Genomic DNA, 22,705 nt, shown 5'->3' with positions numbered 1-22,705 from the left:
TGAAAAAACGGCCTTTTTTGTGGGCGATTGGAAAGTTGCCGAATGGTTCCGATCATGTGTTGCCATGTCGGACGCCTTCGCGGGCAAGCCTCGCTCCTACAGGTCTGTGTCGTGTACGAAAAATGCGTACGACAAAGACCTGTAGGAGCGAGGCTTGCCCGCGAAGAGCGCAGACCTGCTGTCGCGTTAAGCAGACTTCGCCATGATCAACCCAGTCTCACTCGCCATTTCCAGCCGAATCGCCACAAACTTCGACGTCGGCGTGTGGCTGCCATCCCCGGTGCTTTCCAGCGGCACCAGCGGATTCACTTCTGGATAGTAAGCAGCGGCCTGCCCCGCAGGAATATCAAACGCCAGCAACGTAAAGCCCTTCACCCGACGCTCACGCCCGTCATCCCAGATCGAAACGATGTCAGCCTTCTGCCCAGGCTTGAAGCCCAGGCGAATGATGTCGGCCTCATTGACGAACAACACATCCCGCTGACCTTTCACGCCACGATAACGGTCATCAAGCCCATAAATGGTGGTGTTGTACTGATCGTGAGAACGCATCGACTGCATGATCAGATCCGGCAACACGCCGGTGGCACGGGTGCGTTCGTGCACCAGGTCTTTTGGCAGCACGTTTGCCCGGAAATTGGCGCGCCCTGACGGGGTGTTCCACTTGCGCGCACCGGCGCTGTTGCCGAGGTAGAAACCGCCCGGGTTTTTGACCCTCTCGTTGAAGTCGCGGAAGCCCGGAATGGTATCGGCAATCAGGTCGCGAATTCGGCTGTAATCGGCCACCAGCCAGTTCCAGTCCACCGGTTTGCTGCCCAGGGTGGCGGCAGCGATGCCGGCGATGATCGACGGCTCGGAACGCATCTGGTTCGACAGCGGCTGCAACTGGCCGTTGGAGGCGTGGACCATGCTGAACGAGTCTTCAACGGTCACCGCTTGCGCGCCTTCGGTCTGGATGTCGATGTCGGTACGGCCCAGGCACGGCAGGATCAGCGCGTCTTTGCCGTGGGCCAAATGGCTGCGGTTGAGCTTGGTGCTGATCTGCACAGTCAGGTCGCAATTGCTCAGGGCCTGGAAGGTGCGGGTACTGTCCGGGGTCGCTTGGGCGAAGTTGCCGCCCAGGCCGATAAACACTTTCGCACGACCGTCGGCCATGGCGTGGATCGCCTCGACCACGTTGTGACCGTTTTCACGCGGCACCTTGAACTGGAAGCGCCGCTCCAGGGAATCGAGGAACGCCACTGGCGGACGTTCGTTGATGCCCATTGTGCGGTCGCCCTGCACGTTACTGTGGCCACGCACCGGGCACAGACCGGCGCCCGGCCGGCCGATGTTGCCGCGCAGCAGCATCAGATTGGCGATTTCCTGGATGGTCGCGACCGAGTGGCGATGCTGGGTGATGCCCATGGCCCAGCACATGATTACGTTCTTGCCTTTGGCGTACATGCGCGCCGCTTGCTCGATTTCCACCAGGGACAGACCGGACTGCTCGACGATCTGCGCCCACGGGGTGTCGTCGATGGCGCCCAGGTATTCCAGCACGTTGGCGCTGTGTTCATTGAGGAAGTCGTGATCGAACACCGATGGCTGGCCAGTCTGCTGCGCCTCGCGCTCCCAATGCAGCAGGAATTTCGCCATGCCGCGCAGCAGCGCCATGTCGCCGCCCAGCGCTGGTCGGAAATACGCTGTGTTGGTGGGTTTGTCGCCATTGGTGAGCATTTCGATCGGGTGCTGCGGGTGCTGGAAGCGTTCCAGGCCGCGCTCTTTCAGCGGGTTGACGCACACCACTTGGGCGCCGCGTTTCACCGCTTCGCGCAGCGGTTCGAGCATCCGCGGATGGTTGGTGCCCGGGTTTTGGCCCCAGACAAAAATCGCATCGGCGTGTTCGAAGTCATCGAAGGTCACAGTGCCTTTGCCGACGCCGACACTTTGCGCCAGCGCCACACCGCTGGCTTCGTGGCACATGTTCGAGCAGTCGGGGAAATTGTTGGTGCCGTAGGCGCGCACGAACAGCTGATACAAGTACGCCGCTTCGTTGCTGGCGCGGCCCGAGGTGTAGAACTCGGCTTGATTGGGGCTCGACAGCCCTTGCAAGTGCTTACCGATCAGCGCGAACGCCGCTTCCCAGCTGATTGGCTTGTAGCGATCGGTTTCGGCATCGTAGCTCATCGGCTCGGTCAGACGGCCCTGATACTCGAGCCAATAGTCGCTCTGTTCCAGCAACGAGCTGACGCTGTGCTTGGCGAAGAATGCGCCGTCGACACGCCGCTTGGTCGCTTCCCAGTTCACCGCTTTGGCGCCGTTCTCGCAGAACGCCACCATGCCGGCTTCGTTGGAATCGCCCCAGGCGCAACCGGGGCAGTCGAAGCCGCCGTTCTTGTTAGTTTTGAGCATCATGCGCAGGTTTTTCAGCGCGTTGTCACTGGTCAACCAGGCCCGGGCAACGCTGGCCAGTGCGCCCCAGCCACCGGCCGGGCCTTTGTAGGGCTTGTAGCGAGGGACGGGTTTCTGGTCGGCTTGACGGTGTTGGCTCACGCTTGATTCTCCAATGCCGGGCTGTAGACCCGCGGTGCATTCTTCTGGGGCAGATGGATAAGGTTTAAGTTGTGACGACGGGCCCATTGCACGGCAAGGCCCGTGGGCGACGACAGGCTGACGAGGGTCTGGATGCCTGCGCGCAACACTTTCTGGATCAACTCGAGGCTGCAACGGCTGGTGACAATCGCCAGGCCGCCTTCAGTCGGGATCTTCTGGCGAATCAGCCCGCCAATCAGTTTGTCGAGGGCGTTGTGCCGGCCAATGTCTTCGCGGCCCAGCAGCAATTCGCCCTGACCGTTCATGAATACCGCCGCGTGCACCGCGCCGGAGTGCTGGCCAAGAGGCTGGAACGCGCCGATGCGCTGACGCAAACCATCGAGCCATTCGGCGGGTGGCAATGGCGCGCCGGGCAACACCTTGAGGTCTGGCAATGCCTGCTCAACGGCCTCTACGCCACAGAGCCCGCATCCGCTGGTGCCAGCCATTTGCCGACGCTGTTGCTTGAGGTTCCAGAACGCGCGGTTGGCGATGGTCACTTGCGCGTATTGTGCCGAGCCAGAGCCACTGAGTTGCAGGTCGTAAATGTCGGAGGCGTCTTCGATGATGCCGCTGCCGAGGCTGAAGCCGACGATGAAGTCTTCCAGGTCCGTCGGCGTTACCAACATCACAGCCTGACTGATGCCGTTATAAGCGATCGCCAACGCGACTTCCTCGGCGAGCGCGGTGCTGGCCGATTCGGTGTATTGAAGGTCGCTGTAACTGTACGTCTGGCTGGCGGCGGGCGCGGGCGTTTCAGTGGCTGGCGCCGCGCAAACAGGGCGCTTGGTGTTCATGAGGCATCACCGACGGTTTAGTCAGCTTTAAGCCTATGCGCGTCAAGTTGTCACGTCTAATCGCTATTACTGATCCGCTGATAGATGGCGTCGATCAAGATGCCATCGGCGATTGTTGATAAATCGCAAAACAGGCTTCTGCCAATGCTGATCTCGGGGCACTGCGGCGCATTATCAGCCCCAGCCTGGCAAGGGTCTTGGCGTTTTCAATGGGTTGCAGGCGTAAGTGATCGGTCAGGTTTTCCAGACCGCCCTCTAAAGGCATTACTGCGCAGCAGAGGCCGCCGTGTACCGCTTGTAACAATTGGTGGACGGCATCGGTTTGCAGAAGCGGTTGTGGCGTCAGGCCCCGGCTGTGGAAGTTGTGGTCAATGGACTGGCGAAAATGCATGCCGCTGGTGAGCATGCCCAGCGGCAGTTCGATCAGCGACTCCCAGCTCAGTGGCGCCTCGCCGAACGTGAAAAAGCGCTGATCGTAGAGCAAGCCCATGTGGGTTTCGCTGAAGGCCAGGGAATCGAAGCGTTCGCTGTCCAGACGCTCCAGATACGACACGCCGAGGTCCAGGCGATTGTTCGCCAGTTGTTCGAGGATCTGTTCGGAACTCAGGGCCGAGAGTTCAAAGCGCAGATTCGGGTGCTCGGCATGCAGGCGTTGCATTAAAGGCAGCGGGTCGAAACTCGACAGCGGCACCACGCCCAACCTGAGTGTGCCGACCAGATTGCCGCGACAGGCGGCAGCCTCGGCCTGCAAGCCGTCGTAGGCCGCCAGCACCGTACGCGCCCACGCCAACACGCGCTCGCCCGGCGCGGTGAAGCCTTCGAAGCGCTGGCCGCGATTGACCAGCGGCAGGTCGAGTTCTTCTTCGAGACTGCGCAGGCGCATGGACAGGGTCGGCTGGGTGATGTGACAGCGCGCCGCGGCCTGGCCGAAGTGCCGGGTTTCGTCGAGGGCGATGAGGAATTTCAGCTGCTTGATGTCCATCTTCGCTCCAGGGCGCGGTGAAGGAGGGGATTCTAGCGCTTGCGCCAGATCAACGTCATTGGTCGGGTTGGAACCGGGGGTTGCAAGCTTGGTCTAGTCTTTGGCGTCTGGAACCTAAAACCCAAGGAGAGCAAACGATGAGCCTTTTCAGTTTTCTAAAAGAAGCCGGTGAAAAAATTCTCGATGCGCTGACGCCAGACAAGGCCGAAGCCAACAGCGAGGCGCTGACCAAGCACGTAAAGGACGCCCTGACGGGGATCGACACTTCCAAGATTCAGGTGAAGGTCGAGGGTGAAAAAATCATTGCCACCGGCGAAGCCGCCAGTCAGGAAGAGAAGGAAAAAATCCTTCTTGCTCTGGGTAACGTGGCCGGTATCAGCGGTGTGGATGATCAGATCACCGTGACCGGACCAGTGGCCACTCCAGCGAAGTTTGTCACGGTCGAGAAAGGCGACACGCTGAGTGCCATTTCCAAGCGTGTGTATGGCGATCCGAACAAGTATCAGAAAATCTTCGAAGCCAACAAGCCGATGCTCAAGGATCCGAACAAGATCTATCCGGGGCAGTCGTTGCGGATTCCTGAGTAAGTCTTCAAACCGTGTGATGGCCTTCGCGGGCAAGCCTCGCTCCTACAGGACATGTGTCGTTCGCGTAGTTTGCGTACGACGCAAGTCCTGTAGGAGCAAGGCTTGCCCGCGAAGCAGGCGATAAGGTCTAAAGCCCTGCAATAAGCTCCCGATAATCCCCCACCGCCGCAAACTCCGCCGTATCCTTCGGCCCCTTGCGACTGTCCGGCTCCCTCACCGCCAACAGATGCGCCACCCCAAAACTGCGCGCACTGCGCAGGATCGGCAACGTATCGTCGATAAACAGACTGCGCGCCGGTTCGAAACCGATGTCGGCCTGCAACGCCTCCCAGAACTGCGGATTCTCCTTGGGAAAACCGTAATCATGCGAGCTGATCAAACGCTCGAAGTACGGCGCCAGTTCAATTCTTTCCAGTTTCAACGACAGCGAATCACGGTGCGCATTGGTGATCATCACCACACGCTTGCCCGCCTGTTTGATCGCCGCCAGAAACGTGTCCGCATCCGGGCGCAGAGCGATCAGGTGGGCGGTTTCCAGCTTCAGCTCACGCACCGGCAGCTTCAGCTCGGCGCTCCAGAAATCCAGGCAATACCACTGCAACTGACCGGCGTTGCGCTCGAACAGCGGCTGCAATTCCATTTCGGCCATGGCTCGGCTTACCCCGTGTAACTCGGCGTAACGCTGAGGCAGGTGCTCCATCCAGAAATGGTTGTCGTAGTGCAAGTCCAGCAGCGTGCCGTCCATATCCAGCAGAACGGTGTCGATGTCGCGCCAGGGCAGCAGGGACATAAAAAACTTCTCCAGCGGTAAAAGGATATCCGAGGTCAACAATCAGGATAGGCCGGGTATAGTAACCCGCTATCGCCAAGGAGCCTTTTATGCGCCAGAAACCCACCGTACTCGCCCGCGAGATCGTCGCCACCAGCCGTCTGTTCTGCGTTGAGGAGCTGAAGCTGCGCTTTTCCAATGGCGTAGAGCGTACCTACGAGCGTTTGGTCGGCAAAGGCGCGGGGTATGGCGCGGTGATGATCGTGGCGATGCTCGATTCGGATCACGCCGTGCTGGTCGAAGAGTATTGCGGCGGCACCGATGCCTATGAGCTGTCGTTACCCAAAGGCTTGATCGAGCCGGGCGAGGACGTGCTGGCGGCAGCCGAGCGCGAGCTCAAGGAAGAAGCCGGGTATGGCGCGCGGCAGTTGGAGCATCTGACCGAGTTGTCGTTGTCGCCCGGTTATATGAGCCAGAAGATTCAGGTAGTGCTGGCCACTGATCTGTACGAAGAAAGCCTGGAGGGCGACGAGCCCGAGCCGATGGGCGTGGACAAGATCAACCTGCACGAGCTGTCGGCCCTGGCGCAAAACCCGCGATTCACTGAGGGCCGTGCCTTGGCGGCTCTGTACCTGGCCCGTGATCTGCTGACTCAGCGTGGGGTATTTCTGCCATGAATTTCCCACATCCGTTGATGGCGTCGGTGGTTGAACTGGCGTTGAAGGCTGGCGAAGTGATCCTGCCGTTCTGGCGCTCGGGCGTGGCGGTTACTGCGAAGTCTGATGATTCACCGGTCACGGCGGCGGACCTGGCAGCCCACCATCTGATTCTGGACGGGCTGACGGCGCTGGACCCGAGCATTCCGGTGCTGTCCGAAGAAGACGCCAACATTCCCTTGAGCGTGCGTGCCGGCTGGCAGCGCTGGTGGCTGGTTGATCCGTTGGACGGGACCAAGGAGTTCATTTCCGGCAGCGAAGAGTTCACCGTCAACATTGCGCTGATCGAGCAAGGCCGGGTGGTGTTTGGCGTGGTGTCGATGCCGACCAACGGGCGCTTTTATGTCGGGGGTGCCGGCCTGGGCGCGTGGCGGGGTGATAAAGGTGCCGAGGCGCTGCCGATTAAGGTTCGCGAGGTTCCGGCGCCGGGTGAAGCGTTTACCGTTGTTGCCAGCCGTCGGCATTCAAGTCCCGAGCAGGAACGCTTGCTGGCCGGGTTGAGCGCCAGTCTGGGTGAGCTGCAACTGGCGAATATCGGCAGTTCATTGAAGTTTTGCCTGTTGGCGGAGGGCGCGGCGGATTGTTATCCGCGCCTGGCGCCGACTTCGCAGTGGGACACCGCAGCCGCACAGGGTGTGCTGGAAGGGGCGGGTGGTGAGGTGCTGGATTTGAGCGGTGCGCCGTTCTGTTATCCGGCGCGGGAATCATTGTTGAATGAGTTCTTTTTGGCGTTGCCGGCGAAGGCTGCGTGGCGCGAAAAACTGTTGGAACTGGCCCGGGAGTAATGGTCGAAAGAACGCAGCCTCGTTTCACTCGACAGCTGCTACAGAGAAACGCGCCCCTGTAGCAGCTGTCGAGTGAAACGAGGCTGCGTTCTTTAGGTTTAGCGGTGAAGGACGTACTGCCCGGTAAACCTCACCGCATCGTCATCGCTATCGGCATTGACGATTCGCGAATGCAGCGACAACCGCGCCCGCCCGTACCGCTGATACGTCACCAGAAACTTCTTCCACACCACCGCACTCGGTGCCTGACAAATCGCGATCGCGTCCATGGTCACCGGCAGCGGGTAAGTGATGTGCCCTTCATGAATCACGATGTGCCCGCCTTCAACCCCTTCTTCACGCAAGCGCAAATGCAGCCAGCCCCAACCGGCCAGCACCGCGCCGCAATACAGACTGCCGCCGAACATGGTGCTTTTGTGATTGACGTTGGCCTCCAGCGGCAAGTGCAGGCGCAGTTGCTGGTCGTGCCAGTCGAGCACTTTGAGGCCCATGTCCCGCGTCAGCGGAATATCGTGATGGAGGACTGATTCCAGGTGACGACGGTCGCGGCTCATTCACGGGTCTCTTGTTTGAAGATGATGATTGGACGGTAGCTCAATCGAGTTCGTCGGTGTGGCTGCTGGCGCCACCGTCGGCGAAGTTGAGGCCGTGTTTTCGCAGTTTGTCATGCAAGGTCTTACGCGGAATGCCGAGGGCTTCGGCGAGGCTGCGCACGGAGCTGTGAGGCCTCGTCAGTTCGGCGGCGATCAGGCTCTTCTCGAAGTTTTCGACTTGCTCGCTCAGGCCGCCGCTGAACACCTCGACCGTCATGCCGGCAGCGCCGTCTGGAGTGCTGTTGTCCAGGGCCAGTTCCAGGCCCAGGGCAAAACGTTCGGCGGCGTTTTGCAGTTCCCGCACATTGCCCGGCCAGGTGTGGCGCAGCAGCAGGGCGCGCTGCCCCGGTTGCAGTTCATGGGGCGGCAAGCCGTGGCGGGCGCTGGCTTCGTCGGCAAAATGCTGGAACAGCATCAGCGCATCTTCGCCGCGCTCACGCAACGGCGGAATGCGCAGCGGCGCGACGTTCAGCCGGTAATACAAGTCGGCACGGAAGCGCCCTTGATCGGCGGACTGGCGCAGGTCTTCCTTGGTTGCCGCGATGATGCGGATGTCCAGCGGGATCAGCTGATTGCCGCCCAAACGCTCGACCACCCGCTCCTGCAACAAGCGCAGCAATTTCACCTGCACGTCCAGGCTCATGCTTTCGATTTCATCGAGGAACAACGTGCCGCCGTTGGCGAATTCGAACTTGCCGATACGGCGTTTTTGCGCGCCGGTGAACGCACCGGGCTCGTGACCGAACAGCTCGCTTTCCACCACCGACTCGGCCAACGCCCCGGCGTTGATCGCCACGAACGGACCGCTGCGGCGACTCGACAAATCGTGCAGCGCCCGGGCCACGACTTCTTTGCCGGCACCGGTTTCGCCGAGGATCAGCACGTCGGCCTTGGTCGCCGCCAGCGCGCCAATTTGCTCACGCAAGCGCAGCATCGGCGCCGATTGCCCGACCAGTCGGGTGCTCAGTTCATTTCGATCGCTCAGGGCCAGACGCAGGCTGCGGTTGTCCAGCACCAAGCGGCGCAAGTCCAAGGCGCGGCGTACGCTGTCGAGCAGTGCGTCGCTGGCGAAAGGTTTTTCCAGAAAGTCATAAGCCCCGGCGCGCATGGCCTGGACGGCCAGCGGCACATCGCCGTGGCCGGTGATCAGCAGCACCGGCAGCTCCGGGTCCTGAGCATGCAGTTCGGTCAGCAATTCGAGGCCGTCCATGCCCGGCATGCGGATGTCGCTGACCACCACGCCCGGCCAGTCGCGCTCCAGTTGCCCGGCCAGGCCTTTCGCTTCGCCCAGCGGCAGAATTTTCAGGCCCGCCAGGTCCAGCGTCTGGCTCAAGGCCTGACGCAGGTGGGGATCGTCGTCAATCAGCACGACCTGGACACGGTTATCGATGGTCATGCACTTCGGTCCTCGGACGGTTGAAGGCTCACACCCGGTGCGCCTGCGCGCAGCTTCAGGGTAATCAGGGCGCCGCCTTCCTTGTGGTTGGCGAACGACAGTTCACCACCGAAGGCGCGCATCAGGGTTTCGCAAATCGCCAGCCCCAGGCCAAGTCCCTGGGTGCGGGTCTTGGTGGTGTAGAAGGGCTCGCTGGCGCGACCAAGGGCTTCCATGCAAAAGCCGGGGCCGTTGTCGCGAATGTACAGAGTGACGCCGTCTTCGGTGGATTGGGCACTCAACCAGAGTTTACGCGGCGGGCCTTTTTCGGTCAGCGCGTCGAGGGCATTGGCCAACAGGTTGCCGAGCACCTGACGCAGACGGGTTTCCCCGGCCTCGACCCACAACGTGGCGGCCGGTAAATCACGGATCAACTCGACTTCCATGCTGCGCCGCCGCTTGGCCAGCAACGCCAACGCGTCATCCAGCGCCGGTTGCAGGGCGACGCTTTCCGGCGCATGGCGATCGCGCCGGGCGAAGGCGCGCAGATGAGCAATGATCGACGCCATGCGCCCGGTCAGTTCGCTGATCAACTTGAGGTTGCCGCGGGCGTCGTCGGTGCGCTGATGGTCGAGCAACACTTCGGCGTTTTCCGCGTAGCTGCGAATGGCGGCGAGCGGTTGATTCAATTCGTGGCTGATGCTCGCGGACATCGTCCCCAGCGCCGACAACTTGCCGGCCTGGACCAGGTCGTCTTGGGCGCGCACCAGTTCCTGCTGGGCGTGTTCGCGTTCCAACACTTCCTGTTTCAGTCGACGGTTGAGGCCTTCGAGGTCGCTGGTCCGTTCGGCGACCCGGCCTTCCAGCTCGCGCCGGGCCTTGGCCTCGAAGGCGATGCGTTCGAGGTAATGGCGGCGGCGCTGCATCATCAGGCCGAGCAGCAGCATCAGGACCAGCAACGTCGCGCCGCCGATGGCGACGACGGTGCGCACCGGGCGGTCGATCAGGGTGCGTGGGGCGAGAATGCTGACGTTCCAGCCGGTTTCCGCGATCTGCTGGGTTTGGGTCAGCCAGGCGTTGGGGTTCAGCTCCAACGGTTTCGGATCGCGGGTCGGGTACGGTTGGATCGCGGTGATCGCTGTACTTTCTGCTTCGCTCAAGGGGCGGGTCGAGCGGAATCGCCATTCAGGCCGCGAAGTAAGGATGACCACGCCGTTATGGTCGGTCAGCAGCAGTTGTTCCGGGGTTTTGCCCCAGAGGCTTTCGGTGTGATCCAGGTCGACCTTGACCACCAGCACGCCGATGATTTTCTCGCCGTTGCGCACGGCGGCGGCGAAGAAATAGCCGCGTTTGGCCGAGGTCGTCCCCAAGCCGAAAAAGCGCCCGAGCCGTCCGGCCATGGCTTCGCTGAAATACGGACGGAAGGAGAAATTGCGGCCGACAAAACTGTCGTGTTTGTCCCAGTTCGACGCCGCCAGGGTCTTGCCCGTGGTGTCCATCAGGTACATGACCTCGGCGCCAGTCTGGGCGCTGATGTTTTTCAGCAGGCGATTGGCATTGCCCTGGGTGACGCTGTCGTCCGGCGCCCCGAGCGCCGCGCGCAAGGCCGGCAGATCGCCGAGGATCTGTGGCAGCACTTCATAACGGTGCAGCGTGCCCAGCAGGTTGGCGACGTAAAGGTCGAGGGTCTGACGGTTCTGCCCGGCCAGTTCGCTGCGGTAATAACGTTCGGCCAGGTGCTCCAGCGGCCACAGCAACGGCGCCAGGCACAGCGCAAGCAGTGCGAGGCTGCGCCAGCGGGGTCTGCGGGGGAGAGTCGGAGTCATGAGCATCGGGCGCCTGTGGGTACAGGCGCATTATGCCTAGGCTTGCTCGGCAAGACACTCGCGCAGCGCGGTTTGCCAGTCAGGCTGACTGACGCCCCATTCGCGTTGCAGGCGGCTGCAATCCAGGCGCGAGTTCAGTGGCCGGGCGGCCGGTGTCGGATAGTCGCTGGAAGGGATCGGCAGCAGGTTGGCGCAAGGCTTGCCCTGTTCCCGCAGCGCTTGGCCGATGGCTTGGGCGAAACCGAACCAGGAAGTTTCGCCCTGAGCGGTCAGGTGATAAGTGCCCCAAGCACCGGCTTGTCCTGCTTTCCAGCGTTCGATTAATGCGAGTGTGCTGACAGCGATGGTGCCGGCCCAGGTCGGTGCACCGATCTGGTCAGCGACAATGCGCATCTCCGGTTTTTCTTGCAGCAGGCGCTGCATGGTCAGCAGGAAATTACGGCCGTGGGTGGAGTAGACCCAACTGGTGCGCAGGATCAGGTGCTGGCCTTGTACATCGGTGATCGCTTGCTCGCCAGCCAGCTTGCTGTTGCCGTAGACGCCGAGCGGGTTGGGCGCGTCGGCTTCGTTGTACGGCTCGGCTTTGCTGCCGTCGAACACGTAATCGGTGGAGTAGTGAATCAGCGGGATGCCCAGCGCCAGCGCTTCTTCGGCCAAAACGCCCGGGCCGGTCGCGTTGATGGCAAACGCCAGCTCCGGCTCGCTTTCCGCCTGATCGACCGCTGTGTGAGCCGCCGCGTTGATGATCAGGTCCGGGCGCACCCGTTGCACCTGCTGGCGAATCTGCTGCGGCTGAGCGAGATCGAGTTGATCGCGCCCCAAAACCACCAACTCGCCAACAGCAGCCAAACGCAGCTGCAATTCACGTGAAACCTGACCGTGCTGACCGCTGATAAGAATTCTCATGGAAACAAGTCAGCCTCTTCCAGACTTTTGCCGTTCTGATCCTTGGCCGACAGCTTGGGCGCTTCATCCAGTTGCCAGTCGATGGCAAGGGTCGGATCGTCCCAGCGAATGCAACGCTCGGCGGACGGCGCGTAGTAGTCGGTGGTCTTGTAGAGAAACTCGGCGAAATCGCTCAGCACCACAAACCCATGGGCGAAGCCTTCCGGCACCCAGAGTTGACGACGGTTTTCTGCGGACAGGCGCACCGCTTCCCACTGACCGAAATGCGGCGAGCTGCGACGGATGTCCACCGCGACGTCGAGCACTTCACCGACGGTCACCCGCACCAGTTTCCCCTGGGTATTTTCCAGCTGATAGTGCAGGCCACGCAGCACGCCTTTCTGCGAGCGGGAATGGTTGTCCTGAACGAACTGCGTGTCCAGGCCTGTCGCTTCTTCAAACGCCTTGGCATTGAAACTTTCGTAGAAAAAGCCGCGCTCGTCACCGAACACCTTTGGCTCGATGATCAGCACGCCGGGCAGAGTGGTTTCAATCACATTCATTGTTCTTCCCCGGCCAGCATGAACAGATACTGACCATAACCGGTCTTGCCGAAATAGCTGGCGCGCTCCAGCAACAGCTCGCGGCTGATCCAGCCATTTTCATAGGCGATTTCTTCAAGGCAAGCGACTTTAAGGCCTTGGCGGTGTTCGATGGTCTGCACGTACTGCGAGGCTTCAAGCAAGCTGTCGTGGGTGCCGGTGTCGAGCCAGGCAAAACCGCGGCCGAAGCGCTCGACCTGCAGGTCACCGCGCTTGAGGTAAGCGTTGTTGACGTCGGTGATCTCCAGCTCGCCGCGAGGCGAAGGCTTCACCGCTTTGGCGATGTCGATCACATCGTTGTCGTAGAAATACAGGCCGGTCACGGCATAGCTGGATTTCGGTTTTTTCGGTTTCTCTTCGATCGACAGGGCACGGCCTTCGCTGTCGAAATCAATCACGCCGAAGCGCTCCGGATCCTTGACCCAATAGCCGAACACGGTGGCGCCGGAGGGACGTTTTGCGGCGTTCTTCAACTGCTCGCCAAAGTGCTGGCCGTGGAAGATGTTGTCGCCGAGGATCAGGCACACCGGGTCATCGCCAATAAATTCTTCGCCAATCAGAAAGGCCTGGGCCAAACCGTCCGGCGACGGCTGCTCGGCGTAGCTGAAATTGACGCCGAACTGACTACCGTCACCCAGCAGGTTGCGGTACTGCGGCAGATCCTGTGGCGTGGAGATCAACAAAATATCTTTGATGCCGGCCAGCATCAGGACCGAGATCGGGTAGTAGATCATCGGTTTGTCGTACACCGGCAACAGCTGTTTGGAGACGCCGAGCGTGATCGGGTGCAGACGCGTGCCGGAGCCACCGGCCAAAACGATACCTTTCATCATGCGAGCAGCTCCTTGGTATTGATGGCGCCCAGGCGTTCGCCCTGATAGCTGCCGTCCTGAACACGGCGGCACCATTCAAGGTTATCCAGGTACCACTGAACGGTTTTGCGCAGGCCGGTTTCGAACGTTTCTTCAGGCACCCAACCCAGTTCGCGCTCGATCTTGCTCGCGTCGATCGCGTAACGCAGATCGTGGCCAGGACGGTCCTGGACGAAGGTAATGAGGTCGGCGAAGTGCGCCACGCCTTCAGGCTTGTTCGGCGCCAGTTCTTCGAGCAGCGTGCAGATGCCACGCACCACGTCGATGTTCTTTTGCTCGTTGTGACCGCCAATGTTGTAGGTCTCGCCGACCACACCTTCGGTGACCACTTTGAGCAGCGCCCGGGCGTGATCTTCGACAAACAGCCAGTCGCGCACTTGCAGGCCGTTTCCGTAAACCGGCAGCGGCTTTCCAGCCAAGGCGTTGAGGATCACCAGCGGGATCAGTTTTTCGGGGAAGTGGAACGGCCCGTAGTTGTTCGAGCAATTGGTCAGCAATACCGGCAGGCCGTAGGTGCGTTGCCAGGCGCGAACCAGGTGGTCGGACGCCGCTTTGCTGGCGGAATACGGCGAGCTCGGCGCGTAAGGCGTGGTTTCGGTAAACAGATCATCGACGCCGTGCAGGTCGCCGTAGACCTCGTCGGTGGAGATGTGATGGAAGCGGAAGGCGCTTTTTTCCGGCTCGGCCAGCGTCAGCCAGTAAGCGCGAGTCGCCTCCAGCAGACTGTATGTACCGACGATATTGGTCTGGATGAAATCCGACGGACCGTCAATGGAACGGTCGACATGGGATTCCGCCGCCAGGTGCATGATCGCGTGAGGCTGAAAACGTGCCAGTACCGCGCTCACGGCTGCCTGGTCGACGATATCGGCCTGGACGAACTCGTAACGGGTGTCGGTGGCAATGCTGGTCAGCGACTCGAGATTGCCGGCGTAGGTCAGTTTGTCCAGGTTGAGCACTTCATGCCCGGTGTGCCGAATCAGGTGGCGAATCAGGGCAGAGCCAATGAAACCGGCACCGCCGGTGATGAGAATACGCATGTTGGCCAGCCTTTTTCTGTAAGACGATAAAGCGAATGAGCATAGCTTGTCGGCAGGAGCAGGGCGGTGCAAGAGGGTTGTTGGTCGTATTTGGCTTTTGCGGCGCCGACGGGGGTTGATTATCGGCCGATGCAGTGGCGATATAAGCGCCTAATAAAATTTCAGGGGTCGTTGTATGCCGCTCGCCACGTTGATTCACCGCGCCAGTTTGCCCAGCCCGCAAGTGTCTGCGGAGCAAGCGCTAGAGCTGCTGGAGGGGCATTACGGGTTGAGTGGAACGTTGCACGCCCTGGGCAGCCAGCAGGACCTCAACTTTCGGGTCGACAGCGACCAGGGGCGTTTCGTCCTGAAAATCTGCCGTGGTGATTATTCGGCGCTGGAACTGCAGGCCCAGCATGCCGGGCTCAAGCAGTTGGGGGAACACTCCAGCGTGCATGTGCCGCGAGTGATTCCTTCCAAGAGCGGTGCAGACCTGCTCACTCTGGAACTCGGTGGTCAGGCCGTGCATGTGCGCCTGCTCGATTACATCGAAGGCCAGTCGCTGACCCACCTCGATCACCTGCCCGGTTCGGTGGTGGCCGGTTTCGGTCGGCTCTGCGGCGAAATGGACCTGGCGCTGGCCGCCTTCGAGCATTCGGGCCTTGAGCGCACGCTGCAATGGGACGCCCGCCACGCCAACGCGCTGATCGGCCATTTGCTGCCAGTCATCAAGGATGACGCGCAACGCCGGTCGATCGCCGAGGCGGCCGGACGGGCCGAGCGGCATTTGCGACCGCTGGTGGCCAAGTTGCCGGTGCAGGCGATTCACATGGACATCACCGACGACAACGTGGTCTGGCAGCGGGACTCGCAACGCCATTGGCAGTTGCAGGGCGTGATCGATTTCGGCGACTTGATCCGCACGTGGCGCATTACCGATCTGTCGGTCACCTGCGCGGCGTTGCTGCATCACGCCGATGGCGATCCGTTCTATATTTTGCCGGCGGTCCAGGCTTATCACGCCGTCAATCCGCTAACCCATGAAGAGCTGCTGGCGCTGTGGCCGCTGATCGTCGCGCGCGCGGCGGTGCTGGTGCTCAGTGGCGAGCAGCAAGTCAGCATTGATCCGGGCAATGAATACAGTCGCGACAACCTGACCCATGAATGGGAGATCTTCCGCGTTGCCACGTCGGTGCCGCTGGAATTGATGGAAGCGGCGATTCTGACGTCCGTCGGCCAGACACTGCCAGGTATCGGCAGCGAAGGTTTCGCGCCATTGCTGCCGAGCCTGGTGGGGCGTGAATTTGCCTTGATCGATCTGGGCGTGCTGAGCCCGCATTTCGAGGCGGGTAACTGGGAGCAAGAGGGGATTGATCAGCGACTGCTGACTGAAGCAGCGGCGGCTCACGGTCTGGCTGCCAGTCGGTATGGTCAATATCGTTTGTCCCGCACCCAACCGGACAGCGCCGCAGAGCCCGACACCTGCCCGTTGCACGTGGAGTTGCGCGTGCCAAACGGCACGGCGGTCGAATCGCCGTTTGCCGGCGTGGTTCATCAGCCGGCGGCGGGTGTGCTGCAACTGGACGGTCCGCAACTGAGCGTGCGGTTGTGGGGCGTGACGCCGTCGCTGCACAGCGGCGCGGCGCTGGTCAAAGGTCAGGTGCTGGGTGCGGTCAGTGGGCCGGTGATTGTGCAGTTGAGCCGAGGCGCTTCGTTCGATGCGCCGTTGTTTTGCACGCCGTCTCGCGCTGCCGCGTGGCAAGCGTTGTGCCCGTCACCGGCGACGTTGCTGGGGCTGGCTTGCGATGCTGAAGCCGAACTCGATTCGCAGACGTTGCTGGCGCGCCGCGACGCCAGTTTCGCGCGGACACAGAAGCACTATTACGTCGACCCGCCACGCATCGAGCGCGGCTGGCGCAATCACCTGATCGACATGCAGGGCCGCTCCTACCTCGACATGCTCAATAACGTCGCGGTGCTTGGCCACGGTCATCCGCGCATGGCGGCGGTGGCCAGCCGTCAGTGGTCGTTGCTCAACACCAACTCGCGCTTCAACTACGCGGCGGTGGCCGAGTTTTCCGAGCGTTTGTTGAAGTTGTCGCCGGAGGGCATGGACCGGGTGTTCCTGGTCAACAGCGGCAGCGAGGCCAATGACTTGGCGATTCGTCTGGCGTGGGCCTATAGCGGCGGTCGCGACATGCTCAGCGTGCTGGAGGCCTATCACGGCTGGACGGTGGGCGCGGACGCGGTGTCGACCTCGATTGCCGACAACCCGAAAGCCTTGAGCAGCCGTCCCGATTGGGTGCATCCGGTGACCGCGCCGAATATCTATCGCGGCGAATTCCGTGGCCTCGACAGTGCGCCGGACTACGTGCGCAGCGTGGAACACAACCTGGCAAAAATCGCCGGGCAGAAACGCCAGTTGGCCGGTTTCATCTGCGAACCGGTGTACGGCAATGCCGGCGGGATCTCGCTGCCACCGGGTTATCTGAAACAGGTCTATGCGCTGGTTCGAGCGCAGGGCGGCGTGTGTATCGCCGACGAAGTGCAGGTCGGTTACGGGCGCATGGGCCATTTTTTCTGGGGCTTCGAAGAGCAGGGCGTGGTGCCGGACATCATCACCATGGCCAAAGGCATGGGCAACGGCCAGCCATTGGGCGCGGTAATCACCCGCCGGGAAATCGCCGAGGCGCTGGAGGCCGAGGGTTATTTCTTTTCGTCGGCGGGTGGCAGCCCGGTCAGTTGCCAGATCGGCATGGCGGTGCTGGATGTGATGGAAGAAGAGAAGCTTTGGGAAAACGCCCAAGTCGTGGGTGGCTATTTCAAGGAGCGGCTTGAAGCGCTGATCGATATTCATCCGCTGGTGGGCGCGGTGCATGGTTCCGGGTTCTATCTGGGTGTGGAGCTGATTCGCAACCGTGAAACTTTGGAACCGGCGACCGAAGAAACCACGGCGTTGTGTGATCGCTTGCGGGAGTTGGGGATTTTCATGCAGCCGACGGGGGATTATCTGAACGTGCTCAAGATCAAACCGCCGATGGTCACCTCGCGCCGGAGTGTGGATTTCTTTGTCGACATGCTGGCGAAGGTGTTGGATGAAGGGTTGTAAGGCTTGATATCGCCTTCGCGGACAAGCCTCGCTCCTACAGAAATTGCGTGATTTCAAATTGGCGCATGACCTGTAGGAGCGAGGCTTGCCCGCGAAGGCGTCCTAAAAAACCCCGACAAAACATCGATTGTTATCGGGTTTAAGTGCTTAAAACTAGACGAATGGAAGATTAACCGCTTTTAAAGCCGATTTTTATCGGTTATAAAGTCGCCATTGCTCACGGCGTGACTCATCGCGCCCGTGCTTCCCGTTTCTGTCATCGGTCGAAGCCACACTCGACCCATCAGCACTTGCCCGGAGATGATTCATGAGCCGTATCGTTACCGTCGCCGCCACCCAGATGGCCTGTTCCTGGGACCTTGAAGCCAACCTCGAGACCGCTGAAAGGCTGGTCCGGGAGGCCGCGGCCAAAGGCGCGCAGATCATCCTGATCCAGGAACTGTTCGAGGCGCCGTACTTCTGCCAGAAGCCGAACGCGGATTACCTTCAACTGGCCACGACGGTCGAAGACAACGTCGCCATCAAGCACTTCCAGAAAGTCGCCAAGGAACTGCAAGTGGTGCTGCCGATCAGCTTCTATGAACTGGCCGGCCGCGCGCGTTTCAACAGCATCGCGATCATCGATGCCGACGGCAGCAACCTCGGGATTTATCGTAAAAGCCACATCCCCGACGGCCCTGGCTACCACGAAAAGTATTACTTCAACCCGGGCGACACCGGCTTCAAAGTCTGGAACACCCGTTACGCGAAAATCGGTGTGGGTATCTGCTGGGATCAGTGGTTCCCGGAGTGCGCCCGCAGCATGGCGTTGTTGGGTGCAGAAATTCTGTTCTACCCGACGGCCATCGGCAGCGAGCCGCACGACAAGACCATTTCCTCCCGTGACCATTGGCAACGCGTGCAACAAGGTCATGCCGGCGCCAACCTGATGCCGCTGATTGCCAGCAACCGTATCGGCAACGAAGAACAGGACGGCTACGACATCACGTTCTACGGCTCGTCGTTCATCGCCAACCAGTTCGGCGAGAAGGTTCAGGAACTCGACAAGACCGAAGAAGGCGTGCTGGTGCAGAGCTTCGACCTCGACGAGCTGGAGCACATTCGCAGTGCGTGGGGGTCGTTCCGCGATCGTCGCCCGAACCTATACAATGCGATCAAAACCCTCGACGGTTCTCTGGAGTCCTGATCGCATGACCACTTTAAACAGCACCCCGCGCGCCGACGGCTTCTACATGCCCGCCGAGTGGGCGCCACAAACCCAAACCTGGATGATCTGGCCGGAGCGCCCGGACAACTGGCGCCTGGGCGGCAAACCCGCGCAAGCCGCCCATGTGGCCGTGGCAAAAGCCATTGCCCGTTTCGAACCGGTGACCGTGGCGGTCTCCGCCGGCCAATACGAAAACGCCCGTGCCCGTCTCGACGTGCCGAATATTCGTGTGGTCGAAATGTCCAGCGACGACGCCTGGGTTCGCGACACCGGTCCGACGTTCGTCATCAATAACAGTGGCGAAGTCCGTGGTGTGAACTGGGACTTCAACTCGTGGGGCGGTTTCGACGGTGGTCTGTATTCGCCGTGGAATCGTGATTCGCAGGTGGGCGGCAAGATCCTTGAGATCGAGCGCAGCCAGCGCTACCGTACTGAGGGTTTCGTGCTCGAAGGCGGTTCGATCCACGTCGATGGCGAAGGCACCCTGATCACCACCGAAGAATGCCTGCTCAACCGCAATCGCAACCCACACATGAAACGTGGGGAAATCGAAGCGGTGCTCAGCGCCCATCTGGCTGTGGATAAAATCATCTGGTTGCCGGACGGTCTGTTCAACGACGAAACCGACGGCCATGTGGATAACTTCTGCTGCTACGTGCGTCCGGGTGAAGTATTGCTGGCCTGGACCGATGATCCGCAGGACCCGAACTTCCCGCGTTGCCAGGCAGCAATGAAGGTGCTGGAAAGCAGCACCGATGCCAAAGGTCGCCCATTCACGGTGCACAAGATGCCGATCCCGGGGCCGCTGTATGCGACCGAAGAAGAGTGCGCTGGCGTGGATCCGGTGGACGGGACTCAGGAGCGTAATCCGACCGTTCGTCTGGCGGGTTCCTACGTGAACTTCCTGATCGTCAACGGCGGCATTATCGCGCCGAGTTTCGACGACCCGCTGGACGGTCCGGCGAAAGAAATTTTGCAGGGTCTGTTCCCGCAGCACGAGGTAGTGATGGTGCCGGGCCGCGAACTGTTACTGGGAGGCGGTAACATCCACTGCCTTACCCAACAGCAACCGGCACCGCACATCGAGTGAGTGGGGTTGTAACAGCCTGAGTCGGTTGAAAAACCACTGAGGCTCAAGTTTATCCTCGCCGTTCATCATGAAGCCCGCAGCCCGAAAGGACTGCGGGCTTCTTTGTATCCGCTTGTCGACAGTTCAGAAACGTTGGCACAGCTCTTGTATCTCCCAAGGTGTAAATCAGGGAGGGGGAGAACTGCGATGTTCTGTCATAAACCTTGGATAAGTTAGCCGCTCACGAACCAGGAGAGAGCGCTGAAATGAACGCCGAAGTGAACGTAGTGAGCGAGCGGGCGTTGCATCCCCTGGCAGTAAACAGCGAATCGCTCCAGGTCCTGGCGCACTGGTTGAAGTCCAATGGAACGCGTCAGATCAGAGAACCTGATCCGCGCCGGATGATGATCGAGCGTTACCCCGCTGGTTTATTCAGCGAGGCGGAGCTGGAAGCGTTGTGGGATGTGATGGAAGGATAAGAAGAAAAAACAAAGGATTGATAAAAGCGCTGCCGGGATGGCGGCGCTTTTTTATGGGCGATGGTTTTGTGAACAACACACCACCCCTGTGGGAGCGAGCATGCTCGCGATGGCGGTCTGACAGTCAACATCGATGTTGATTGATCCACCGCTATCGCGAGCAGGCTCGCTCCCACAGGGGATTGGTGTCGTTCACGCCGGTTTTGGCGTGTTTAGAAACTGTAGGTGCCAGTCACCACCAGGCTGCGCGGTTCGCCCGGTTGAATCTGCGCGGCGCTGGTGGCCGACGCGTAATAGGTCTTGTCGCTGATGTTGTTCAGCGCTGCGCGCAAGTCCCAGTCCTTCTGCCGGAACCCGGCCAGTGCATCCCAACGGCCATAACCCGGCAGCACGACGGTGTTGAGGTTGTCGGCATAACGCTGGCCCACCAGGGTCAAACCGGTCTCCGCATACCAGCCCATTTCCGGTTTCCAGGTCAGGAACAGGCTGCCGTTGTGCTTGGCCACGTTGCTGATGCGCTTACCTTCAAAGCCGTTGTTGTCCTTCTCGACCGTCGCGTCCTGCACGCCCACGCCACCGCGCACGTACCAGTTGCCGGCGATTCTGCCGGTGCCGGTCAGCTCGATCCCGCGGGAACGTTGCAGGCCCGAGAGCAACGTGATGGTCGGGTTGAGCGGATCGCTGGTGCGGCGGTTGTAGAGTTCCAGCTCGTAGATCGCCAGGGTGGTGCTCAGGCGGTCGTCGAGCCAGTCGCTCTTCACACCGATTTCCTTCTGCTTGGTCAGCTCCGGGCTCAAATCGTTGCTGTTGCCGGCAACGCCCGGCGTGATGCCGATCAAACCGCCACCCACCGGCGAGAACGTCTTGGTCCAGGACGCATAGAAGGAATGATTCTGCAGCGGCGTCCAGACCAGGCCTACACGCGGGCTGGTGCTGTGGCTGTCACGATCTTCGGAAATGTTGCGCAGCTTGTTGGTCGATTCGATGTCGAAGGTGTCGTAGCGCAAACCGGCCAGCAGTTGCCATTGATCGTTCAGGCGCAATTGATCCTGTACGTACACTGCACGGCTTTCGACTTCGGTGTGGTTGTCGCTGGACACCTGCATGCGCCCGGTATGGCGCAAATCACGATTGGGGTTGTACAGGTCCAGCGCCGGAACCGGTGAGCTGCCCGGTCCGGAAGTGGCCGCGTTGTACAAGGTCGGATCGCGGCGCTGGCTGCCAGTCTCGATGCCGGTCAGCAGGCGATGCTCCAGGCCGAAAGTGTTGAAACCACCTTCCAGTTCGACGTTGTTATAGACGTTGCGGGTGGTCAGATCCTGCTGCCAATGCTGGCGCGTGACATTCGTGAGCGCGGTGTAACCGGTCAGGTAAGTGTTGTCGAAATCGCTGTCGAGCTTGAACACGCCCAGGGTGTGGCGCAGCTGCCAGTTGTCGCTCAGTTCATAGCTGAGTTTGGAACGCAGGGATTGCGACTTGTCGTCGATGAAATCGTGCTCGCTGCCGTAGGTCGTATCGCGTCCTACGTCTGCCGGGCGTCCGTTGACGCCGGGGATACCGCGATCCGGCGTGCGGTTGTAGCGGCTGTATTCGTACTGCACCAACCAGTTCAGGTCCGGCGTCAGTTGCCAGCTCATGGACGGCGCGAACAGTTGGCGATTGCCGCTGACGCCATCGCGGAAGCTGTTCTGATCCATGTTGCCCATGTTCAGGCGCAGGCTGATGTTCTCTGACGGATCGGTACTGAGGTCGGCATAAAGGCTGCGCAAATCATCGCTGCCGCCCTGGGCTTCGACGGTCGAACGGCGGCCGAACTCGGGGAGTTTGCTGACCCGGTTGACGATCCCGCCCTGGCTGCCACGGCCGTATAACACGGCGGCCGGGCCCTTGAGGACTTCGATACGCTCGATGTTGTGCAAGTCGCGCACGTATTGGCTGTCGTCCCGAATGCCATCGAGGTAGAAGTCGTTGCTGGCGTCGAAACCGCGGATGCGCAGGCTGTCGAAACGCGTATCGGCACCGCTGCTGACGTTGGGGATGCCACTTAGCGCAGTGCCCAGATCATTGGTGCCGTAATCCACGACGTTCGAGGTTTTAATCGAGTCGATGGCTTGAGGTACGTAGCGGACCGGTGTCGCGGTGCGGGTCGCGGTGCTGGTTTCCTTCACGCGTGGGTCGTCGGCTTCGGCTTCGGCACTGATCGAGGTTTCGGGTAAAACGGTGGTCGCGGCGCAGGTGAAACCAGCAGACAGGAAAGCAGAAAGCCCAAGGGTGACGGGCGTAAGGCGGAAGGGGGCAGGCATCTGAAGCGCATCCGAAAGGGTGGAAGAATTCGAGGGTGCGAATGGTAATGCTTGTTATTTACTTTCGTTAATTATTCTTGAAAAGTTCTGTTGTTGGATTGTTTCGAGTTGTGTCGAGATTGCTACAGCGGCTATTCGACCGATTCATGAAACAGT

19 protein-coding genes are annotated in these 22,705 nt (G+C 60.6%); 7 read left to right on the top strand and 12 right to left on the bottom strand.

Going from position 1 to position 22,705, the window contains the following annotated elements:
* Positions 1 to 186: 186 nt before the first annotated feature.
* The 3 genes from ACYZT6_RS24855 to ACYZT6_RS24845 all read right to left on the bottom strand — a co-directional run bounded on the left by ACYZT6_RS24855 (position 187) and on the right by ACYZT6_RS24845 (position 4,353).
* On the bottom strand, positions 187 to 2,535 hold the full coding sequence (locus ACYZT6_RS24855) for an FdhF/YdeP family oxidoreductase (protein WP_462029026.1): 2,349 nt from the start codon (positions 2,533 to 2,535) through the stop codon (positions 187 to 189).
* Positions 2,532 to 3,371, bottom strand: coding sequence for a formate dehydrogenase accessory sulfurtransferase FdhD (fdhD, locus tag ACYZT6_RS24850; RefSeq protein ID WP_462029025.1), 840 nt, complete (start codon positions 3,369 to 3,371; stop codon positions 2,532 to 2,534). Before fdhD ends, ACYZT6_RS24855 begins: the two co-directional genes overlap by 4 nt.
* Positions 3,372 to 3,465: 94 nt before the next feature.
* Positions 3,466 to 4,353 (bottom strand): LysR family transcriptional regulator, encoded by an 888-nt coding sequence (locus ACYZT6_RS24845; RefSeq protein ID WP_462029024.1) that lies wholly within the window; start codon positions 4,351 to 4,353, stop codon positions 3,466 to 3,468.
* Positions 4,354 to 4,490: 137 nt separating this feature from the next.
* Here ACYZT6_RS24845 and lysM point away from each other — a divergent pair, with 137 nt between their 5' ends.
* Positions 4,491 to 4,940: a peptidoglycan-binding protein LysM gene (lysM, locus tag ACYZT6_RS24840; protein WP_438661610.1), complete on the top strand. Its 450-nt coding sequence runs from the start codon at positions 4,491 to 4,493 to the stop codon at positions 4,938 to 4,940.
* Between the two features lie 127 nt (positions 4,941 to 5,067).
* On the opposite strand, the gene yrfG is transcribed toward lysM, so the two are convergent.
* Positions 5,068 to 5,730 carry a GMP/IMP nucleotidase gene (gene yrfG, locus ACYZT6_RS24835; protein WP_462029023.1) on the bottom strand — a complete coding sequence of 221 codons (663 nt, stop codon included), beginning with the start codon at positions 5,728 to 5,730 and terminating at the stop codon, positions 5,068 to 5,070.
* Between the two features lie 89 nt (positions 5,731 to 5,819).
* Between yrfG and nudE the strand changes: the two genes are divergently transcribed.
* A complete protein-coding gene (gene nudE, locus ACYZT6_RS24830) occupies positions 5,820 to 6,386 on the top strand; it encodes an ADP compounds hydrolase NudE (protein WP_461956653.1) in 567 nt (188 codons plus the stop codon).
* The gene (gene cysQ, locus ACYZT6_RS24825) at positions 6,383 to 7,210 is read left to right on the top strand and encodes a 3'(2'),5'-bisphosphate nucleotidase CysQ (RefSeq protein ID WP_462029022.1); all 828 of its coding nucleotides are present in this window, start codon (positions 6,383 to 6,385) and stop codon (positions 7,208 to 7,210) included. Before nudE ends, cysQ begins: the two co-directional genes overlap by 4 nt.
* A 98-nt stretch (positions 7,211 to 7,308) precedes the next feature.
* Here cysQ and ACYZT6_RS24820 read toward each other — a convergent pair whose 3' ends face one another.
* The 7 genes from ACYZT6_RS24820 to rfbB are packed head-to-tail and all read right to left on the bottom strand — an operon-like array spanning position 7,309 to position 14,403.
* Complete coding sequence (locus ACYZT6_RS24820; protein ID WP_462029021.1) at positions 7,309 to 7,764, bottom strand: YiiD C-terminal domain-containing protein; 456 nt, start codon at positions 7,762 to 7,764, stop codon at positions 7,309 to 7,311.
* Between the two features lie 40 nt (positions 7,765 to 7,804).
* Positions 7,805 to 9,199, bottom strand: coding sequence for a sigma-54-dependent transcriptional regulator (locus ACYZT6_RS24815; RefSeq protein ID WP_462029020.1), 1,395 nt, complete (start codon positions 9,197 to 9,199; stop codon positions 7,805 to 7,807).
* The gene (locus ACYZT6_RS24810) at positions 9,196 to 11,004 is read right to left on the bottom strand and encodes a sensor histidine kinase (RefSeq protein ID WP_462029019.1); all 1,809 of its coding nucleotides are present in this window, start codon (positions 11,002 to 11,004) and stop codon (positions 9,196 to 9,198) included. The genes ACYZT6_RS24815 and ACYZT6_RS24810 overlap by 4 nt, the downstream gene beginning before the upstream one ends.
* Positions 11,005 to 11,040: 36 nt before the next feature.
* The gene (gene rfbD / locus ACYZT6_RS24805; RefSeq protein ID WP_462029018.1) at positions 11,041 to 11,910 is read right to left on the bottom strand and encodes a dTDP-4-dehydrorhamnose reductase; all 870 of its coding nucleotides are present in this window, start codon (positions 11,908 to 11,910) and stop codon (positions 11,041 to 11,043) included.
* Positions 11,907 to 12,452: a dTDP-4-dehydrorhamnose 3,5-epimerase gene (rfbC, locus tag ACYZT6_RS24800; protein ID WP_462029017.1), complete on the bottom strand. Its 546-nt coding sequence runs from the start codon at positions 12,450 to 12,452 to the stop codon at positions 11,907 to 11,909. The genes rfbD and rfbC overlap by 4 nt, the downstream gene beginning before the upstream one ends.
* Positions 12,449 to 13,324: a glucose-1-phosphate thymidylyltransferase RfbA gene (gene rfbA / locus ACYZT6_RS24795; protein ID WP_462029016.1), complete on the bottom strand. Its 876-nt coding sequence runs from the start codon at positions 13,322 to 13,324 to the stop codon at positions 12,449 to 12,451. The genes rfbC and rfbA overlap by 4 nt, the downstream gene beginning before the upstream one ends.
* Positions 13,321 to 14,403: a dTDP-glucose 4,6-dehydratase gene (rfbB, locus tag ACYZT6_RS24790; protein WP_462029015.1), complete on the bottom strand. Its 1,083-nt coding sequence runs from the start codon at positions 14,401 to 14,403 to the stop codon at positions 13,321 to 13,323. The genes rfbA and rfbB overlap by 4 nt, the downstream gene beginning before the upstream one ends.
* Positions 14,404 to 14,578: 175 nt before the next feature.
* Between rfbB and ACYZT6_RS24785 the strand changes: the two genes are divergently transcribed.
* From ACYZT6_RS24785 to ACYZT6_RS24770, 4 genes are all read left to right on the top strand, one after another.
* A complete protein-coding gene (locus tag ACYZT6_RS24785; RefSeq protein ID WP_462029014.1) occupies positions 14,579 to 17,491 on the top strand; it encodes an aminotransferase in 2,913 nt (970 codons plus the stop codon).
* 307 nt (positions 17,492 to 17,798) lie between these two features.
* Entirely contained in the window at positions 17,799 to 18,677 is an 879-nt protein-coding gene (gene aguB, locus ACYZT6_RS24780) for an N-carbamoylputrescine amidase (protein ID WP_462029013.1), read from the top strand.
* 4 nt (positions 18,678 to 18,681) lie between these two features.
* A complete protein-coding gene (gene aguA, locus ACYZT6_RS24775) occupies positions 18,682 to 19,788 on the top strand; it encodes an agmatine deiminase (protein WP_462029012.1) in 1,107 nt (368 codons plus the stop codon).
* Between the two features lie 245 nt (positions 19,789 to 20,033).
* On the top strand, positions 20,034 to 20,246 hold the full coding sequence (locus ACYZT6_RS24770; RefSeq protein WP_094469623.1) for a hypothetical protein: 213 nt from the start codon (positions 20,034 to 20,036) through the stop codon (positions 20,244 to 20,246).
* A gap of 212 nt (positions 20,247 to 20,458) precedes the next feature.
* Here ACYZT6_RS24770 and ACYZT6_RS24765 read toward each other — a convergent pair whose 3' ends face one another.
* Positions 20,459 to 22,549 carry a TonB-dependent receptor gene (locus ACYZT6_RS24765; protein ID WP_462029011.1) on the bottom strand — a complete coding sequence of 697 codons (2,091 nt, stop codon included), beginning with the start codon at positions 22,547 to 22,549 and terminating at the stop codon, positions 20,459 to 20,461.
* Between the last annotated feature and the right edge of the window lie 156 nt (positions 22,550 to 22,705).

Source organism: Pseudomonas sp. RT6P73, from assembly GCF_054897715.1.
Note: the sequence above shows the minus strand (reverse complement) of the source record. Positions and strands in the feature narration are given on the sequence as shown.

Bases quoted from the DNA above. Each gene is read 5' to 3' on its own strand.
- fdhD (WP_462029025.1), bottom strand. From the start codon at position 3,371: ATGAACACCAAGCGCCCTGTTTGCGCGGCGCCAGCCACTGAAACGCCC.
- aguA (WP_462029012.1), top strand. From the start codon at position 18,682: ATGACCACTTTAAACAGCACCCCGCGCGCCGACGGCTTCTACATGCCC.
- ACYZT6_RS24820 (WP_462029021.1), bottom strand. From the start codon at position 7,764: ATGAGCCGCGACCGTCGTCACCTGGAATCAGTCCTCCATCACGATATT.
- ACYZT6_RS24770 (WP_094469623.1), top strand. From the start codon at position 20,034: ATGAACGCCGAAGTGAACGTAGTGAGCGAGCGGGCGTTGCATCCCCTG.
- rfbB (WP_462029015.1), bottom strand. From the start codon at position 14,403: ATGCGTATTCTCATCACCGGCGGTGCCGGTTTCATTGGCTCTGCCCTG.
- rfbD (WP_462029018.1), bottom strand. From the start codon at position 11,910: ATGAGAATTCTTATCAGCGGTCAGCACGGTCAGGTTTCACGTGAATTG.
- lysM (WP_438661610.1), top strand. From the start codon at position 4,491: ATGAGCCTTTTCAGTTTTCTAAAAGAAGCCGGTGAAAAAATTCTCGAT.
- ACYZT6_RS24765 (WP_462029011.1), bottom strand. From the start codon at position 22,549: ATGCCTGCCCCCTTCCGCCTTACGCCCGTCACCCTTGGGCTTTCTGCT.
- aguB (WP_462029013.1), top strand. From the start codon at position 17,799: ATGAGCCGTATCGTTACCGTCGCCGCCACCCAGATGGCCTGTTCCTGG.
- ACYZT6_RS24785 (WP_462029014.1), top strand. From the start codon at position 14,579: ATGCCGCTCGCCACGTTGATTCACCGCGCCAGTTTGCCCAGCCCGCAA.
- rfbA (WP_462029016.1), bottom strand. From the start codon at position 13,324: ATGATGAAAGGTATCGTTTTGGCCGGTGGCTCCGGCACGCGTCTGCAC.
- nudE (WP_461956653.1), top strand. From the start codon at position 5,820: ATGCGCCAGAAACCCACCGTACTCGCCCGCGAGATCGTCGCCACCAGC.
- cysQ (WP_462029022.1), top strand. From the start codon at position 6,383: ATGAATTTCCCACATCCGTTGATGGCGTCGGTGGTTGAACTGGCGTTG.
- ACYZT6_RS24815 (WP_462029020.1), bottom strand. From the start codon at position 9,199: ATGACCATCGATAACCGTGTCCAGGTCGTGCTGATTGACGACGATCCC.
- ACYZT6_RS24845 (WP_462029024.1), bottom strand. From the start codon at position 4,353: ATGGACATCAAGCAGCTGAAATTCCTCATCGCCCTCGACGAAACCCGG.
- ACYZT6_RS24810 (WP_462029019.1), bottom strand. From the start codon at position 11,004: ATGACTCCGACTCTCCCCCGCAGACCCCGCTGGCGCAGCCTCGCACTG.
- yrfG (WP_462029023.1), bottom strand. From the start codon at position 5,730: ATGTCCCTGCTGCCCTGGCGCGACATCGACACCGTTCTGCTGGATATG.
- rfbC (WP_462029017.1), bottom strand. From the start codon at position 12,452: ATGAATGTGATTGAAACCACTCTGCCCGGCGTGCTGATCATCGAGCCA.